Origin of the sequence: Eubacterium sp. LMAG:50 (assembly GCF_008680265.1) — a bacterium.
Classification (GTDB): domain Bacteria; phylum Bacillota; class Clostridia; order Lachnospirales; family Lachnospiraceae; genus Eubacterium_U; species Eubacterium_U album.
Genome location: NZ_NALP01000007.1, coordinates 1,136,714 through 1,152,278, shown reverse-complemented (window position 1 = coordinate 1,152,278; position 15,565 = coordinate 1,136,714). Strand labels below are relative to the sequence as shown.

Sequence of the window (15,565 nt, the reverse complement as noted above, 5' to 3'; positions counted from 1 at the left end):
CTTTTCTAATTCTTAATATTCTGCAATTATAAATTATTGAAATAATCTACTGCATTCTTTAATGATTCCTTAAATGAGTTATCAGATGAATTGTCAAATTCAAATAAATTCTTAATTCCCTGTGGGATTGAGAAATCAAGTTTCTTAACATATTCATCCCAATGCTCTAATTTCCATGTATCTCTGTCTGAATCTCTCTGAATCATTCTCTGACGACAAACTTCTACGTCACATTTAACCCAAACAACAACTAATTCAGCACCACGTTTTAATAACTGCTGTCTTAAGTTTTCCATATATTCAGGCTGTCTTACTTCTCTTGTAAATGGAGCATTGATAAATACTGTATCATTGTACTCTAATGCTTCATATGCAACTTCCATTATTGCATCATATTCATAATCTCTAATATTTTCTTCAAAGAAATCTGAACTTCTGTTATATTCTTGATTAGCAACTACAAATATCTGTTTTGATAATACAATTAATGTATCCTTATCAAGATATACACAATTAGGCATTGCCTTAGCTAATTTTCTTGTTACAAATGTCTTACCACATGCTGGTGGTGATGTTACCAGAATTAATTTCTTCATAATGATTACAACCTCTTTCTAACATATTATCTTTATTGTAAAATATAGAATTTTCTTTCCTAAAAAAAATCGTTACAAAAAACCCGATTTTCAAATTATTTTACCACTTCTATTCTTTATTAGTCAATAGGAATAGCATAAGAAAGTCGCTCTAATTATTTACTTTATTTTTGTTTAATTTTACTAAATACTATTATGGTGAACTTTTTTGATTCTATCAAGTACTATTATGGTGAGTTTTTTATTTTTACTAATAGCACTATGGGAATCTTTTTTATAGAATAAACACTTTTTTCAAATTGATTCTACATCAGAAACAGGAAATGGCATCTTAGATGCCTCTAAGATGCCATAAAATTGAAAGGGTTTAGATTATTATATTACCTAAAAATCTAATACTTCTTTAGTTTAATAATTAAAAACGTTTTTTGCAATATTCTTTAAAAATATTATTTTTTTTGTGAATTTTTTCTATGTTTCATCTATTTCTTTATACATAATGCACATTTTTTAGGTCGTTTTTGTGAATTTTCAAAGCTTTTTCTCCTATTTTTACTATTTAACCAATAAAAAAAGGATAAAAATGTTTTTATCCCTTTTTTATCATTATATTTAATTGCAATTGAAGAAAATCCTTTCTTATTTTTTTACTGTTATATTTAATTATAATTAAGAAATTTTTCTTCTCACTTTATTATTATATTGTTATATTTTACTTTAGCTATAGAACTTCTCTTCTTCTTTTTTGTTTCCTGATTCAACTTTGATGTTGTTTTCATCCATCTTAATCTTTGGAATTACAATAGGTGGCATACCTGCTGTTGTCAGTACTGACATTGTTAATGCTCTCATATGTGGATACATTTCATCGTATGCTTTCTTATGTACTTCTTTCTTTTCCATTTCTCCTTCAATATCAAAGCTTGCTCTTACGCTTATTTTGAAATTAAAATCATTTGGTGCATTCTTATTCATCATATCTACTACACAAGTTGCGATACAATGTTTCATATCCTGTGTATATTTAACATTGAAAGATGCTCTCTGTTCAATATCTAACTTTACCTGTCCCTGTAATTCATTTGACATGTCGATTTCATTTACCTGAATGCCTCTAAAAACTAATTCGCCCATTATTCTGTCTCCTTTGCGTCTTTTATTTTATGATATATAATGGTTAATTAACCAATACCTTCATATATCTAAATCGTTACATGACTAGTCGTTCTTACCGACGTCGCCGTTAGTTGCTATTATATCAGATTACATTTTTGATTTCCATAAAATCACACCAACTTTACACGACTTTGTATGACTATACAAAAATACTTAAATTAAATTATCACTTTATACAATAAAAGAGAGCAATTACTGCTCCCTTTTACCTCCCGTTACACTATATAATATTTAAACCCTCTCCTGATTTTCCTTGATGGAAAATCTATATCCGAACAGATAAATAATCTGCTCCCTTTCAATTTTATATTAATTATAATACTTTTTTTCACCGAATAATTAAAGTTCTCATTTTTTATTTTTAGTACACTATTTTATATGTTGAGTGTTTATTTAACTGGTTTTGCGCCATGGTGGTAGTATTTTGACTTATATATTACACTTTCATCGCTTGAAGCGTGTTTTTGCTATACACCGTCAATATAGTCACACCTTTTACTATCTTTCATTCAGTATTAATAATTTAACTATTCTAAAGATTTTGCTAAATTAATAACAAGCTATGTTATACTTTTTTAACAACACCCCTGCTCTTTTTAACTCAACGCAAAATTGAATTCATGTAATAGAGCATTGTTTGTGTAGTCAAATGTTCAATGATATATTTTAATCACGGTACCGATAATCAATTAGGAGGATGCCAGATTATTGGCTAAAAATTTTATGGAATCAATAGGAAATAATATAAAAAGAATACGTAAACAATTAGGTTTAACACAAGAAGAACTTGCTATGCATGTAGGAGTAACACCACAGGCGGTAAGCAGATGGGAAAACGGAACCGGAATGCCGGATATTTCTTTAGTTGTACCACTTGCAAAAACTCTTCGTGTTTCTACGAACTCACTTTTTGGCATTAATGAAGAAAAATATGACAGTCAAATCTATATTAATCTTAAGAGAAACATCGAAAAAATTGAAGCAGATGCAGAAAGCAACGAGGAAGCTGCATTGGCAAAATGCCAGTTCATGTTAAAGAAGATCTACGAAGATCCTGATAATTATATTTATTCAGTTTATTTCGTAGAGCAGGTTGCAAATTTAAGCCGTTTTGTTCACTATAATCATTTTGCGGAAGATAAATGGTCTGAATTTAGGGAACTTGCAATTAAATATGGTTCAAATGCAATAAGATTTACAGATGATAGAGAATGGAATGAAAGAGCTCATTTCGCACTCGCCTGGATTTATATTCATGATGGAAATTATGCATATGCCAGGGAGCATATCGAACAGCTTCCAACAATAAAATCGAATCGTCTGCAGGAAAGCATACTCGCTCAAATTACTTTATTTGAAAATGGATTTGAAGAAATGAGTAAAGTTTTAACTGTTAATCTTCAAAATTTTGTCAGAGCAATTAACAAAGAGAATTTATATGCAGTACAAAGTTTTGCTTGGGGAAATCCTAAGAAAGCTGTTGAGCATGGCAAATATTCTCTTTCATTAATGGAAACTTTTTGCCAGAAAAAAGAAATGAAATCATATTGTCGAGGCTTTATGAGAGATATTTATAAGTTTATTATTTTTGCAGAAATTCGATTAGACAATATCGATGAGGCAAAAAAATATTTAGATGAATTAAAAGAACAAATGAAAAGCATGTATGAATATCATCAGGAAGTTCTTGCATCAGAGACTGAACGTGCCAAATACAATGACCGTGCAATAGGTTATATGGAATCTTATACAAAAGAATTTATGGCACAACAATTGCAGGAAATCATTGACTTTGTAATCGGTTGCAATATGGATAATAATGGTGAAAAATTTGCTAATGTAATAAAAAGCAACAAAAATAACTAGACTTTACCTTTTATTAAGATAACCCGTGCGGGTTCGAGACACGCCATAAAAAAAAAGCGCGAGACGGGTTGCGGGTGTCCGGTGGACACCTCTGCGTAGCAGAAGCAACGACCGAGCCGGTAGGCGAGACATCGAACCCTAAAGTGAATTGTTCAGAGCCCCCATAAATAAAGGGGTTCTGGCAATTTATCCCGATAAATAAGGTTACTTTTAATTACTTTTAAGTTACCTTGTAGTTACTGTTAGCTAAATAGATAAGGCTTTAATGACTGCTTTATCGGTGTCTGACGCTTCATTAGTGTCAAATGTATAATTTCTTAAAGTTGTTTCTTCGTCGGAGTGTACCATGATTTCACGAACTGTGTTAATATTGATACCTGAATCAATCAGAGTAGAACATACAGTTTTTCTTATCTTATGAACAGACCGATATTTAATATTTCTGTCAATAATGTTAAATTCTTCATCAGAAGCCAAATCAAAAATTTCTCGTAATATCAATGCCATACTGCCAAAGGCTTTAGAGGTTAATTGATAGTCTATAATTTTTGAATAAGCCCAATCCTTGAGGTAACGTTTTGTCATATGGCTGTTTGTCTATTTCCAAGCATTAAAAAAAGAAGAGAAAACCGGATTTTGGCTTTCCCTTCTATTTTTAACTGTTTATAATTTTATTTTTTTATCTCAACCTGCTTTGGCTTTGACCATTTGCCCTGATAAGTTTTCTCTCCTTTGACAACAATGGCTTTTGCTCTTGCATACAATTTTTTAGCCTTTATAAACTTGCTATTTGATACACTATATGTCAATTTCTTAGTTGTTTTTGTCACTATTGTCTTTTTAAACTTCTTATCTTTTGCAATCTGTACTTTGTACTTGGTTGCGCCTTTAACTCTCTTCAATGTAAGACTTATTTTCTTAGCATTTTTCTTTTTAATTGCTTTTTTAACAACTGCCTTTCCAACATTTACAGATGATTTTTCTGTAGTCTGACTTGGTTGTTTTTTAGTCGTTGTTTGTGCATTTGTATTTGACTCCTGTGGCTTTGTAGTTTCTACTGCTGATGTTGTCTCTGTTTTCTCAGTTGTAGTTTCTATTTCAGGTGTTGTCTCAACTGATGGTGTTGTCTCTGTTTTCTCAGTTGTAGTTTCTATTTCAGGTGTTGTCTCAACTGATGGTGTTGTCTCAACTGATGGAGTTGTCTCAACTACTGGTGTTGTTTCATTTTCTGCAGTAGTTGTTGGATTTGTAGTTGGTTCCTTGTATTCTGAATATGCAGGATCTGCAAGTTCTGCAGGTGTTTTTCCTGAGAGTCCAGGGTCTGCCTTAATTGACACAGTTTTCTTTAATCCAAATGATTCTACATTGTTACTTGTATACTGTGATCTTACTTCTACTTCATATGTACCTGTCGCAAGTCTGTTTTCATAGTAACTTGCCACTTTTCCATTGATTCCTACCTTGATACAAACACCATCTACAAAAAGATTCAATCTCTGACCTGTTAAATCTGCCACATCAGACCATGCGATAGTAAATCCATAGTCTATACCTTCTGTTAAAATTGAAAGTCCAAGTGGTAAATTTGGCTGATTTGGTTTGTCAAATGACTGTGCATTATCTATAATCTTACCTTTAACAGTAACCTTTGATGGCTGACCAAATGATGTTGCCGCCAAAGCTGACTCTCTGCCTTCTGCATCCACTGCTGATAAATATGCCAGATATTCACCTGCCGATACACTTTCCAATATAGAATATGAACTGGTAATTCCATCTACATATACACGTCTGTAAGGTGTACCTGTCTTTGCATCAAATAAATATAAATTGTAACCTACAACTGATGAATCTGCTGATGGAATACTTGCTTCTGATGATGGTGCCCATGCAACACCTAATTTATTGTCTGCCTGCGCCGGATTGTCAGCAGGAACTTCCGGATTTCCTGTAATATAACTTAATCCCGCCGGTGTTTTTGGACCTATGCAATTAACAGGATATGTGTAATTAAGAGTTGCTCCTGTTACTGTAAAACTAACTGTTTCTGATAATTCTCCTTCTCCCATGCTGTTTACATTTGCGGCCTTTGCTGTATATGAACCTGCTGAAAGTCCACCTACTACACCGCCTTTTGTAGCATTGCCAATCTTTGTAACTTGCTTTCCATCCTTGTAAATATAAATAACTGTTGATGTAACTGTTGGATCATATCCAGCTACATTTGCTGGGTCATCGGCTCCTGCCCATGCAAACATAATTGCATTTTCAATTGTATCCGAACCACTTTTGCTATTAGCAACAAGTCCTATTACTTTCTTAGGTGGTAATGATGTTGCTGCACTTACATTGCTTGTTGGATAGTATGTAATCGAAGATACTATCATTGCAATGGCACAAATAATTGCACCAAATTTCTTTAACCCTTTCATTTCTTAACCTCTCTTTCATTTGATTAAATATTCATTGCAATTATACACTTTTAAAGAGTTATTTGTTAGTATCCTAATTTTATATATGGGATTATTTTTTTAGGAAAGTGTTTTAATTTTAAGATTTTCCATATATATGTACAAACACAAAAAACTCCTAAAAATGTTAAAAAAAGCGCGAGACGGGTTGCGGTCATCCGGTGGATGACTCTGCGAAGCAGAAGCAACGACCGAGCCGGCAGGCGAGACATCGAACCCGCGCGGGTTCGATACACGTCGTGGGAACAAAATAACAAAAGAGGTATCCATTGGATACCTCTTAAAAAATAAAAGCGCGAGACGGGGATCGAACCCGCGACCCCCTCCTTGGCAAGGAGGTGCTCCACCACTGAGCCACTCGCGCAAATCTTACGTGTGCGTCACACGCAAGAAATAATATACTATACTCTTTATATTTTGTAAAGTCCTTTTTTATTTTTTTCGATAGTGCCCCACTAATATCTTTTAAGATGTCATCAGTAATCATCACTCCTTAGAATTCTCTAATTTACTTCTTAAATTTATATTTTCCTTTTCCATAACCAGATACCGGTTCAATAATATCCGCCTGCACCAAATTGGAAATAAGTTTTGAAGCACCTGAACTTTTCATCTCAAGAAGTTCCATAACTGCACTTCTTCCAAAAACTTCATCAAAACCAAACCTATCAAAAAGTCTATGGATATGAACTGTCGTTTTTATCGAGAAATCGCTGCTTTTTTCGGAAAGTATATTTTCAATATTCACCTTTTCGTCTTGAATGTCCACTTTTTTATTTTCAATGTCCACTTTTGCATTTCCAATGTCCACTTTTTCTTCATTCAAAAGTCCACTTATATGAAGATTTCGATTATGAAGTTCTTTTTTCTCGTTCAAAAGCAAGTTTCTGGGAAACGCTTCCAAATATTCTGTTGTTTCGTGAATACCTTTTTGCAGGTTCGTATAGTTTGCACGAACGAGTGCATTTATTTAGATGTTTTGAGTCCGTCCAGCGCCTGAAGTCCGATTGCCGTACTCCAAGCATAACCTTTATAAGCTTTATCCGGTTCAGACTCCCTCAAATATTCCTTAAACGGGTCTTTTTCCATATCTACTACCTCGCTTCATAGCTTTTATAATTCAATCTTACCTATTTGTACCTTCTTTATCGGGTGTTTATTACTATTTTGCATTTCTCCTATACAACTTTTCTTAGGTCTGACAAATATATTTCATAACGATATTGCTTGTCAGTAAAATCATTTTTAATCTTCGTCACACTTATCCGTTTAATATTATAATTATATATTGAATTTTCAAACGTTTCAAGATTTCAACCACTAACTGTCAGTATAGTTATTTATCGTTACTCAAAAAGCGAGACGGGTTGTTGGTGTCCGGTGGACACCTCTGCGAAGCAGAAGCAACGACTGAGCCGGCAGGCGAGACATCGAACCCGCACGGGTTCGATACACGTCGCGGAACAAAATAACAAAAGAGGTATCCATTGGATACCTCTTAAAAAATAAAAGCGCGAGACGGGGATCGAACCCGCGACCCCCTCCTTGGCAAGGAGGTGCTCCACCACTGAGCCACTCGCGCGCATTAAATGCAAGAGTTACTATACTATAAGACTCAGCTGTTGTCAACTATTTTTTAATTTTCTCAACTTTTTTGCCAAAGTCAATAATAAATGCAAATATTTTTTTTAGAACTTTTTTGTATGCATTTTCTGCTTTTTCTAAATAAAAATTTCGTCATTATATAGCTATTGCTTTTTGAATATATAAAAAAAGACCAAACTCCACCCTTGGACTTTTTAATTGAATTTTACTTTTCTATAAAGGGTGACAAAATTGTCTCCTAACAGTTATTGACTACGGGCTTATGTTTATTTCCATATTATAAAGTTCATCAGGCGTAAGCCATCCTAAAATTTTTCTAGGATAGTCATTCATCCATTTCTGAACTTCTTTAATTGCATTCTTGGATACGTTATCAAAGTTTGTACCTTTTGGGAAAAAGCGTCTTATCATTCGATTTTGATTTTCATTGCTTCCACGTTCGCAACTTCTGTATGCATGACAGTAATATATCTTTGTTCTGGGAATCTTTTTGTTTCGCCTGCTTTTCTCCATTCCTTCCCAATCAGAAAATTCTGTTCCATTGTCTACAGTAATTGTCTTGAATGTTTCCCTGAACTTCCTTTCTCCCATGTCTCTTTCCAGTCTGTTCAATGTTTTTACAACTTCTTGCGATGTATGATTATCTACTCTTCTGATTATTTCCTTTCTCGTCTTTCTCTCCGTCAAAACAAGTAATGTTTTTGAGCCTTCGCCTTGCGGGCCAACCACTGAATCCATTTCCCAATGTCCTACTTCTTCCCGGTTGTCTATTTTCTCTGGCCTTTCCTCAATGCTTGTACCTTTGGGATATCGCTTTTGGATTTGTTGTTTTTTTCGTTTTACCTTTTTCTTTTTTCTATAAGGGCAATCAGCCAATACTATGTTTGGAAACATATTTGCTTTAATATAGTTATATATTGTAGTAGTACATACATTAGTATTAAAGTCCAATTTGTCTCGTATGATTTCCTGTCGTATTGCGGCAGGTGAATATTTGTAATCCAATATCATCATTTCAACGTACTCGATATATTCAATGTCATCTTGCAGAATCCTTTTTCTACCACATTTCTTCTTATTAACTTCATGTGCGATTTGCCCCAAATCGTAACTGTATATTTCCTTATCCTTCCAATCACTTCCTGATATTTTTGTTGTCTTACCTCTTTTTAATTCTCTGTATATTGTAGTAAAATGGCATCCTACATGCTCTGCTATTTCCTTTACGGACATCTTCAAGTTATGATAAGCCTCAATTTTAATTCGTTGTTCTCTTGTAAGTTGCTTAAAATTTTTTCGCATATGTATCCCCTCATAAACATTAAGGGCTACATTTCTGTAGCCCTGTCAAATCATATTATTTTTTCTTGTAAACAAAACCTGTATCATCTATCGTAATCATCATTGCGCTATACTCTAATAACGCCTGATATAATGCTGCAGAAAAATTAGAGCCTTGCGACCATGCTATGTCTTCCAATTCTTTCTTCTGGTCAATGTCAATGTAACTGGTTATAAGAGCACTTCTTGATATGTAATTTGGTTCTCCTCTTGGTATCATTACTCTTTTATCAATTACCCTGTCACCACTAAGAAAATATCTTACTGCTTTTCTAATAAATACAACCTTGGTTATTTCTTCTCTCTCTATTAAAAACTCCATTATGTTTTTTAAATCTTGCGTAATATAGCTTGAAAATGCTACAGCATTTTTTCTCATTCTTGCCATCGTATATCCTTTCCAAGCAGGGGGACAACTTTGTCACCCTATATTCTTAATTTTTTAGGGGACAAAATTGTCACCCACATTTTTTACTTTCTATATTTTATTATTTGTTAAGAATATTTGCAAGTTTTTTAATCAGCTTTGTGTATTCCCTTTCCTGCTTCTCTGTAAAATAGATTTTCTTATTCTTAATATTCTCCAATAATTCTTCAACATCTGAATTAACCTTGTCTGTGTATTCTTCCTTTGGTTCTTCCTTTTTAAAGGTATCAACATCTATTGGAGCTATCTTCTGTGACCTTGCAGCCTCTGCCAGACTGTCCTGCTCTCTAGGTGTTAGAATATCAACTGCTCTTTCTGCAACACCAATGCTTATTTCATCATCTAATACAGAATTAATCAAATTTGCAGTTGCATTGTTTTCAACCTTGTTGTATCTCTGTATTTGGCCTTGTGACATTCCGGTTGTTCTTGCCAATATGTCTCTTGTCTTTTCTCCCTTGATTTGAATATCCTTATCTTCCATGTTGATTGTGTCTACACCATTTGCTCTTAATTCATCAATGATTCTCTTCCATGCCTGAACCTCAATGTATCTGTCTGCATCAGTATATTTTCTAGCTTCCTTGTTAGTTGTAATTAAAGCATACTGTTCCTTGGCCTCATCCGACAAAGGTAATTTTATTTTATCCAAATCCTTTATGGTACATGGTATCAATGTATCTTCATTCCATTCCGGAACAGTTGGATCCTCTATCAGTTTGTCTATTGCTGTTATTCTTCTCTCTCCACCTAAAAGCATGTATTCATTATCATTTATTTTCTTTACATTAAGAGGTGAAGCAATTCCATAAATCCTTATTGATTCTGCCAGCGAATCTATGTCCTTGATACTGTAATTGTTTTTTGAATTTTTCCTTATTTTATTTCTATCGAGATTAACTATTCTCATTTTGATAACATCCTTTGATGCATCATTAAGAAGACCTTCTCCAAGTCTTAGCTTTTTTTCGCCCTCCACTGCATCAACCTTTAATCCTTTTCCGTCTTCATTTCCTCTTATGGAATTAACACTGAATTTTCCCATTTTGTCTCCTTTCCCTTTTAGGGGACAACTTTGTCCCCTTGTCTCATTAAGCTATTTTCTATTTAAAATGTATTCTGTAAGTTCTATGTAATCCTTTGTAGCCTTGCACTTGTTTTTTCCATTATCATAAGCCAGCAACGGAATCTGCATAAGGCTGCCTTCCTCAATGTTCTTGTTTGTTGCTATTGAAATAGGAATGATGTATTCGCCAAAAGAATCATTAAGCAATTCATACACTGCCTTTGACACATTCTTTCTTCCATTCCACTGTGTGAAAAACATTCCACCTACCTTTAATTCCGGATTACTTTCTCTAACAACATCAACTATGCTCATAATGATTGCCACTCCTAGAAGCGAACCTCCATCACATTTAAGCGGAATATAAATTTCATCAGCCGCTACCAATCCGTTAATGTTAATGATTGATAATGATGGGCTGGTGTCGATTATGCAATAATCATATTCGTCTTCAACTTTCTTTAAATGTCTTTTAAGTTTAAACTGTTGAGGTGAAATAACATCTCCCTTAATTCTTTCTTCTGCCTCCGACAACGTTAAACAACTTTGAATAATGTCTAAGTTTTCATAATCTGTATGTAAGATACAATCATGTATATCTACATTTCTATCCAGTAGCAATGTCTCTATGTTTTTTGCCGTATTCTCCATTCCACCTTTATATATCTTATTGAAAATGCTTACAAAGTCCACATTGCTGAACATCATTGTTGTATTCATCTGTGGGTCCGTATCCACCACCAATACTTTTTTATTATATCTTGTCGCAAGCATATGTGCAACTGATGTTACCGAAGCAGTCTTTCCTACGCCACCCTTGTTATTTATAAATGCAATTGTTTTCATTTTTTCGTCTTCCTTTCTATATATTGTCTTGACAATATAATTATATTTCTTTGACCATATATTGTCAAGTCTTTCTTATAAATTTAGGGGACAATTTTGTCCCCCTTGTATTTCTACATTCCTCTTTCAATGCTTTCCTCAACAAGTTTTTCGTGTTCCTTCTCATTCTGCCTCTTTTGCCATTCCTCTTTCAATGCTTTCTTTAGTGCTCTGGTAGCATTGGATAATATCATTGCTTTTCTGTGTCCTAATCTGAAACTTGCATTTTGCCCATCATTCATTTTTTTCAAAAAATCCGATGCATATTCATTTCCATTTTCTGCAGCTCTTTCAATCCATTGCCGTCCTAATGTTTTATCTTGTCTTACTGCTTCTCCTTTCAGATAAGTAATTCCAAGCATGAACGCAGCCGTGTCATTGCCTGCCCCGGCTGAGCGTTCCATGCATTCAATTCCCTTGTTTGGATTATAGAGCTGACCTTCCGTATCAAGATACATTCTACCCAAGTAATAATCTGAGTATGGTTTAATGCTTTCATTTTCGCATTTTAAAAATTGTTGCTCTGAATTTGGATAGTCCTTTTTGTCATAATAAATTTTTCCAAGTTGGTAAGCAGCATATTCATTATTCTGCTCCGATGCCCTGCCAAACCAATACATGGATTTTTCTTCATCCCTTTCAATGTACTTTCCATCATTGTATATTTTTCCAATCTGATACTGTGCAAATGAATTTCCCTCTTCTGCAGACTTCTCCATGTACATTATTCCCTTTTCAGGATTAAACATTTCCTCGTTTTCATTTAAATATATTTTCCCCAACTTGTACCATGCATACTTATTGTCTGCCATTGATAGATGCTCAACTGCTTCTCTGATGTTTCCACCATCAATTTTTAACTTTCCAAGCTTATAAGCTGCATATCCATTTCCTTCTTTTTCTGCCATCCTGTACCACTTTTCAGCTTCCAGTTTATCTTTCATTCCATACTCATTATCACTGTATACGTTTCCCAATACATACATTGCCATGTCACTTTTTCCGACTGTTGCAGCTTCCTTTAGATATTCCAACGCTTTAGGTAACATTTCAACGTTCTTTTCTTCAAGATAAATTTTTGCCAGTTTGTTCATTGCATACACATTTTTTGCTTCTGCAGATTTTTCTAAATATTCCTTTCCCTTTTCGTTATTCTGTTCTGTTCCCTGACCATTCAAGTACATCATTCCAATTCTGTACTCCAAGTTATCATCAGGATTTTTTCTCTCCATTTCTGAAAATTGAATGAATGCACTGTCATATAATTCTTCCTTTTTTTCGAGGGGGACAAAATTGTCCCCTAAATTTACCTCATCATTTTCTATCATGCTGGCTGCCTTATAGGCTGCATATCCGTTATTTTCAGAAACCGATTTAAAGTCACTAAACGCTCCCTGAAAATCCTTATCCATACCCTGACCATAATATTTCATTTTTCCAAGCATGTATCTTGAATAATCATTTTCAGATAATTCAAATCGCTGCTTTGCCAGTTCATAATTCTGTTCTGTTCCCTGACCATAATAATGCATTTTTCCCAATCTGTAATTTACGTAACTTGATTTTTTGTCTTCACTTGAACAATTTTTTAATTGAACTTCAAAGCCCCTGAATGCTCTTTGGTAATAATGCTCTGCTGTTTTTGCATTTATCTTTGTTCCAATTCCCTTTTTATAAACATCTCCTAACTCATATGTAGCAAGAATGTTTCCTTTACCATGTTCTTCCAACAGAAGCATTGTTGCTGTTTCATAATCAGGATTTTTTTGATGTATCAGTCTTCTTGCCTTTTTATATTTTTTGCTCCATTCATAATAGGAATCCTCCACATCTGCTTCCGGCTCTATGAAGTCATCCACATCAACATCATTCATTTCATTTTCATCACCATAAATTTCTGTTGAATAAACTTTATCAATTAACTCTTTTTCATCATCTGTATCTAAGGGGACAAAATTGTCCCCTAGTTTTTCCTCTGCGTTTTTTAGTTCATTATCATACTTTTTTATTTCCTTAAGAATTGCATTTCCCAGTCTTGTATACAAATCCTTCATCTTGTTTTTACCGTAATCTTTCTTACTGTCACCGTAAGCCTGCTTATATACTTCTTCCTGCGTGTTTATTCTTTCTCTCAATTCCTTAAATTCATCTGAATGATACTTTTCCAAATAATTTGTGCTTATGTTATCAATGTCTGCTTGCAACCTTGCCATTATCGGATTGTTATAGTTCCACAAGTTCCTGTTACAGTCAGGCATTTTTTGATACAGGTCCTCAAACAGTTTTACAAGTTCTTCATCCTGTACAAGCGGATGCTCACTCTTCTGTTTCACTATGCTGTCCCTGATTATTTGGTTAATCTTTATGTTATTCTCTTTGTCATTTACTAATTCATTAACAACATAACTCTTACATTTTTCTATGCTCTTCGGCTTAAACCTTCCTTTATATTCCATCTTGGTTAGTGGCTTTCCATTTTCATCCAAAATTGGTTTTCTGATTCTTTTTCCATTTTGATATGCATATTCGTACTGTGTGTATTCCTTCTTCTCCCTCATTGGAACAGGCTCGACAGTTGCAATGTGAATGTGGATGTTGTCAGTATTAAAATGAATTGCCCCCGACCAGACTGCATTATCCAACTTTTCCGCTTCAAGCATTCTGTTAACTCCGCCTCTTGCAACTTCCTTTAATTTTGCCTCATCTATTGCATCATCATTTTCACTTATTATTCCATTTTGTTTTAGCCAACGATTGTCAAAGGATATTACTGTTTGCCACATTACTGACTCATTTTTTTGTGCCTGTTCAAATATTTCCTTTAGCTGCATTTTTTCGCTTTCCGTCAGATTATCTTTTTCCGATGTAAACAATCCACTGGTCTTTTCTGGATTGCCCATGTAATCCTGATACAGATTATATTTTGCGGTGTTCTTATTTCTTACTGCCTCACTCCTATTAATGTAATCAATATATCCTTGGAACCGGTTGTCATTAGGTCTGCAAAATTCAGTCACCACCACAACTCCTGCCTTAATTTTTCCCATTTTTCCTCCTTAAATTTTTAGGGGACAAAATTGTCCCCTTGTATTCTTAATTTTTAGGGGACAAAATTGTCACCCTATATTCTTAATTTTTAGGGGACAAAATTGTCACCCTATATTCTTAATTTTTTAGGGGACAAAATTGTCACCCTATATTCTTAATTTTTTAGGGGACAAAATTGTCACCCTATATTCTTAATTTTTTAGGGGACAAAATTGTCACCCTATATTCTTAATTTTTTAGGGGACAAAATTGTCACCCTGTATTCTTAATTTTTTAGGGGACAAAATTGTCACCCTGTATTCTTAATTTTTTAGGAGACAAAATTGTCACCTAAATTAACTTACACACAATTACCATTCTGCTGTTTTTATTTGTGTTGTCACACGTTGATAATGTAAGCAGCTTGTCTTTCAACGAAATCTTTTCTCCTGTGTCATAAAGTTTTATTTTTTCAAGTTGCTTTATATATTTTTTCTTTTTATTCTTCCAGATGTTAACATTGTAATATTCAAATGAATTTTTCTTGTTTACATCTGAAACAAAAGCATAAACAACTATATACTTTCTATTGTCATTTAAAGTGTTGAAGCTAACATATTTATGAGTGTCATAAAAATTTTTGTCTTTGTATTTTATTAAGTCAGAAAACATCGTTTCATTATTCATATGATGTCCGTATATTACTGTATTAAATGCAGCAATATCTGTTGTACAATTTTCTCCGATAAAAGGTGTTCCATAAATGGAGTATTCCTTTTCAAAATTTCTCATTAGGTAATAATCAAATTGCTTTGTTGTTTTCATCACCGGATAATTAATTTTTGTATCCTTTATTTTTATCCATCCTACAAAATCACTGTTCTCTCTATATAATTTCAGATATTTATTTTGAACCGTCTTTCCTTTTACATCTGTCTTTCCATTTACTTTTTTGTTTATCTTGTTCTCCACGTTATCAAAAAGTTCTTTTTGTTTATAAGCTTCATAATAGTAATTTACAATTTTAACCCCACTAAAAAGAAATGTTGCAGATAATATAATGACTATGAATTTGTTTATAACTCTTTTCATTTTTCCTACCTTT

13 protein-coding genes and 2 tRNA genes are annotated in these 15,565 nt (G+C 33.6%); 1 reads left to right on the top strand and 14 read right to left on the bottom strand.

The window, feature by feature from the left end:
* Nucleotides 1–26: 26 nt before the first annotated feature.
* Both CCC31_RS10335 and CCC31_RS10330 read right to left on the bottom strand, forming a co-directional pair.
* Entirely contained in the window at nucleotides 27–596 is a 570-nt protein-coding gene (locus CCC31_RS10335) for an AAA family ATPase (protein WP_022089412.1), read from the bottom strand.
* 717 nt (nucleotides 597–1,313) lie between these two features.
* Complete coding sequence (locus CCC31_RS10330) at nucleotides 1,314–1,730, bottom strand: hypothetical protein (protein WP_022089413.1); 417 nt, start codon at nucleotides 1,728–1,730, stop codon at nucleotides 1,314–1,316.
* Nucleotides 1,731–2,480: 750 nt separating this feature from the next.
* Between CCC31_RS10330 and CCC31_RS10325 the strand changes: the two genes are divergently transcribed.
* Nucleotides 2,481–3,638, top strand: coding sequence for a helix-turn-helix transcriptional regulator (locus tag CCC31_RS10325; RefSeq protein ID WP_290851401.1), 1,158 nt, complete (start codon nucleotides 2,481–2,483; stop codon nucleotides 3,636–3,638).
* Nucleotides 3,639–3,884: 246 nt separating this feature from the next.
* Here the strand turns inward: CCC31_RS10325 and CCC31_RS10320 are convergent, their stop codons facing one another.
* From CCC31_RS10320 to srtB, 12 genes are all read right to left on the bottom strand, one after another.
* Complete coding sequence (locus tag CCC31_RS10320) at nucleotides 3,885–4,139, bottom strand: tyrosine-type recombinase/integrase (protein ID WP_158574495.1); 255 nt, start codon at nucleotides 4,137–4,139, stop codon at nucleotides 3,885–3,887.
* 170 nt (nucleotides 4,140–4,309) lie between these two features.
* Entirely contained in the window at nucleotides 4,310–6,070 is a 1,761-nt protein-coding gene (locus CCC31_RS10315) for a hypothetical protein (RefSeq protein ID WP_290851398.1), read from the bottom strand.
* A 331-nt stretch (nucleotides 6,071–6,401) separates the two neighbouring features.
* Nucleotides 6,402–6,473 (bottom strand) — tRNA-Gly (locus CCC31_RS10310).
* Between the two features lie 144 nt (nucleotides 6,474–6,617).
* Nucleotides 6,618–6,935 carry a hypothetical protein gene (locus tag CCC31_RS10305; protein ID WP_290851396.1) on the bottom strand — a complete coding sequence of 106 codons (318 nt, stop codon included), beginning with the start codon at nucleotides 6,933–6,935 and terminating at the stop codon, nucleotides 6,618–6,620.
* A 140-nt stretch (nucleotides 6,936–7,075) separates the two neighbouring features.
* Complete coding sequence (locus CCC31_RS10300) at nucleotides 7,076–7,198, bottom strand: hypothetical protein (protein WP_290851394.1); 123 nt, start codon at nucleotides 7,196–7,198, stop codon at nucleotides 7,076–7,078.
* Between the two features lie 421 nt (nucleotides 7,199–7,619).
* Nucleotides 7,620–7,691: transfer RNA gene (locus CCC31_RS10295), tRNA-Gly, on the bottom strand.
* 275 nt (nucleotides 7,692–7,966) lie between these two features.
* Nucleotides 7,967–9,016 carry an IS30 family transposase gene (locus tag CCC31_RS10290; RefSeq protein ID WP_290851392.1) on the bottom strand — a complete coding sequence of 350 codons (1,050 nt, stop codon included), beginning with the start codon at nucleotides 9,014–9,016 and terminating at the stop codon, nucleotides 7,967–7,969.
* A gap of 55 nt (nucleotides 9,017–9,071) precedes the next feature.
* Complete coding sequence (locus CCC31_RS10285; protein ID WP_178514794.1) at nucleotides 9,072–9,443, bottom strand: hypothetical protein; 372 nt, start codon at nucleotides 9,441–9,443, stop codon at nucleotides 9,072–9,074.
* Between the two features lie 100 nt (nucleotides 9,444–9,543).
* Nucleotides 9,544–10,527 (bottom strand): ParB N-terminal domain-containing protein, encoded by a 984-nt coding sequence (locus CCC31_RS10280; protein WP_290851390.1) that lies wholly within the window; start codon nucleotides 10,525–10,527, stop codon nucleotides 9,544–9,546.
* Between the two features lie 51 nt (nucleotides 10,528–10,578).
* Entirely contained in the window at nucleotides 10,579–11,394 is an 816-nt protein-coding gene (locus tag CCC31_RS10275; RefSeq protein ID WP_178514798.1) for an AAA family ATPase, read from the bottom strand.
* 113 nt (nucleotides 11,395–11,507) lie between these two features.
* Nucleotides 11,508–14,480 (bottom strand): MobP2 family relaxase, encoded by a 2,973-nt coding sequence (mobP2, locus tag CCC31_RS10270; protein ID WP_290851386.1) that lies wholly within the window; start codon nucleotides 14,478–14,480, stop codon nucleotides 11,508–11,510.
* Nucleotides 14,481–14,811: 331 nt separating this feature from the next.
* Nucleotides 14,812–15,552, bottom strand: coding sequence for a class B sortase (srtB, locus tag CCC31_RS10265; protein WP_290851384.1), 741 nt, complete (start codon nucleotides 15,550–15,552; stop codon nucleotides 14,812–14,814).
* Nucleotides 15,553–15,565: the final 13 nt, after the last annotated feature.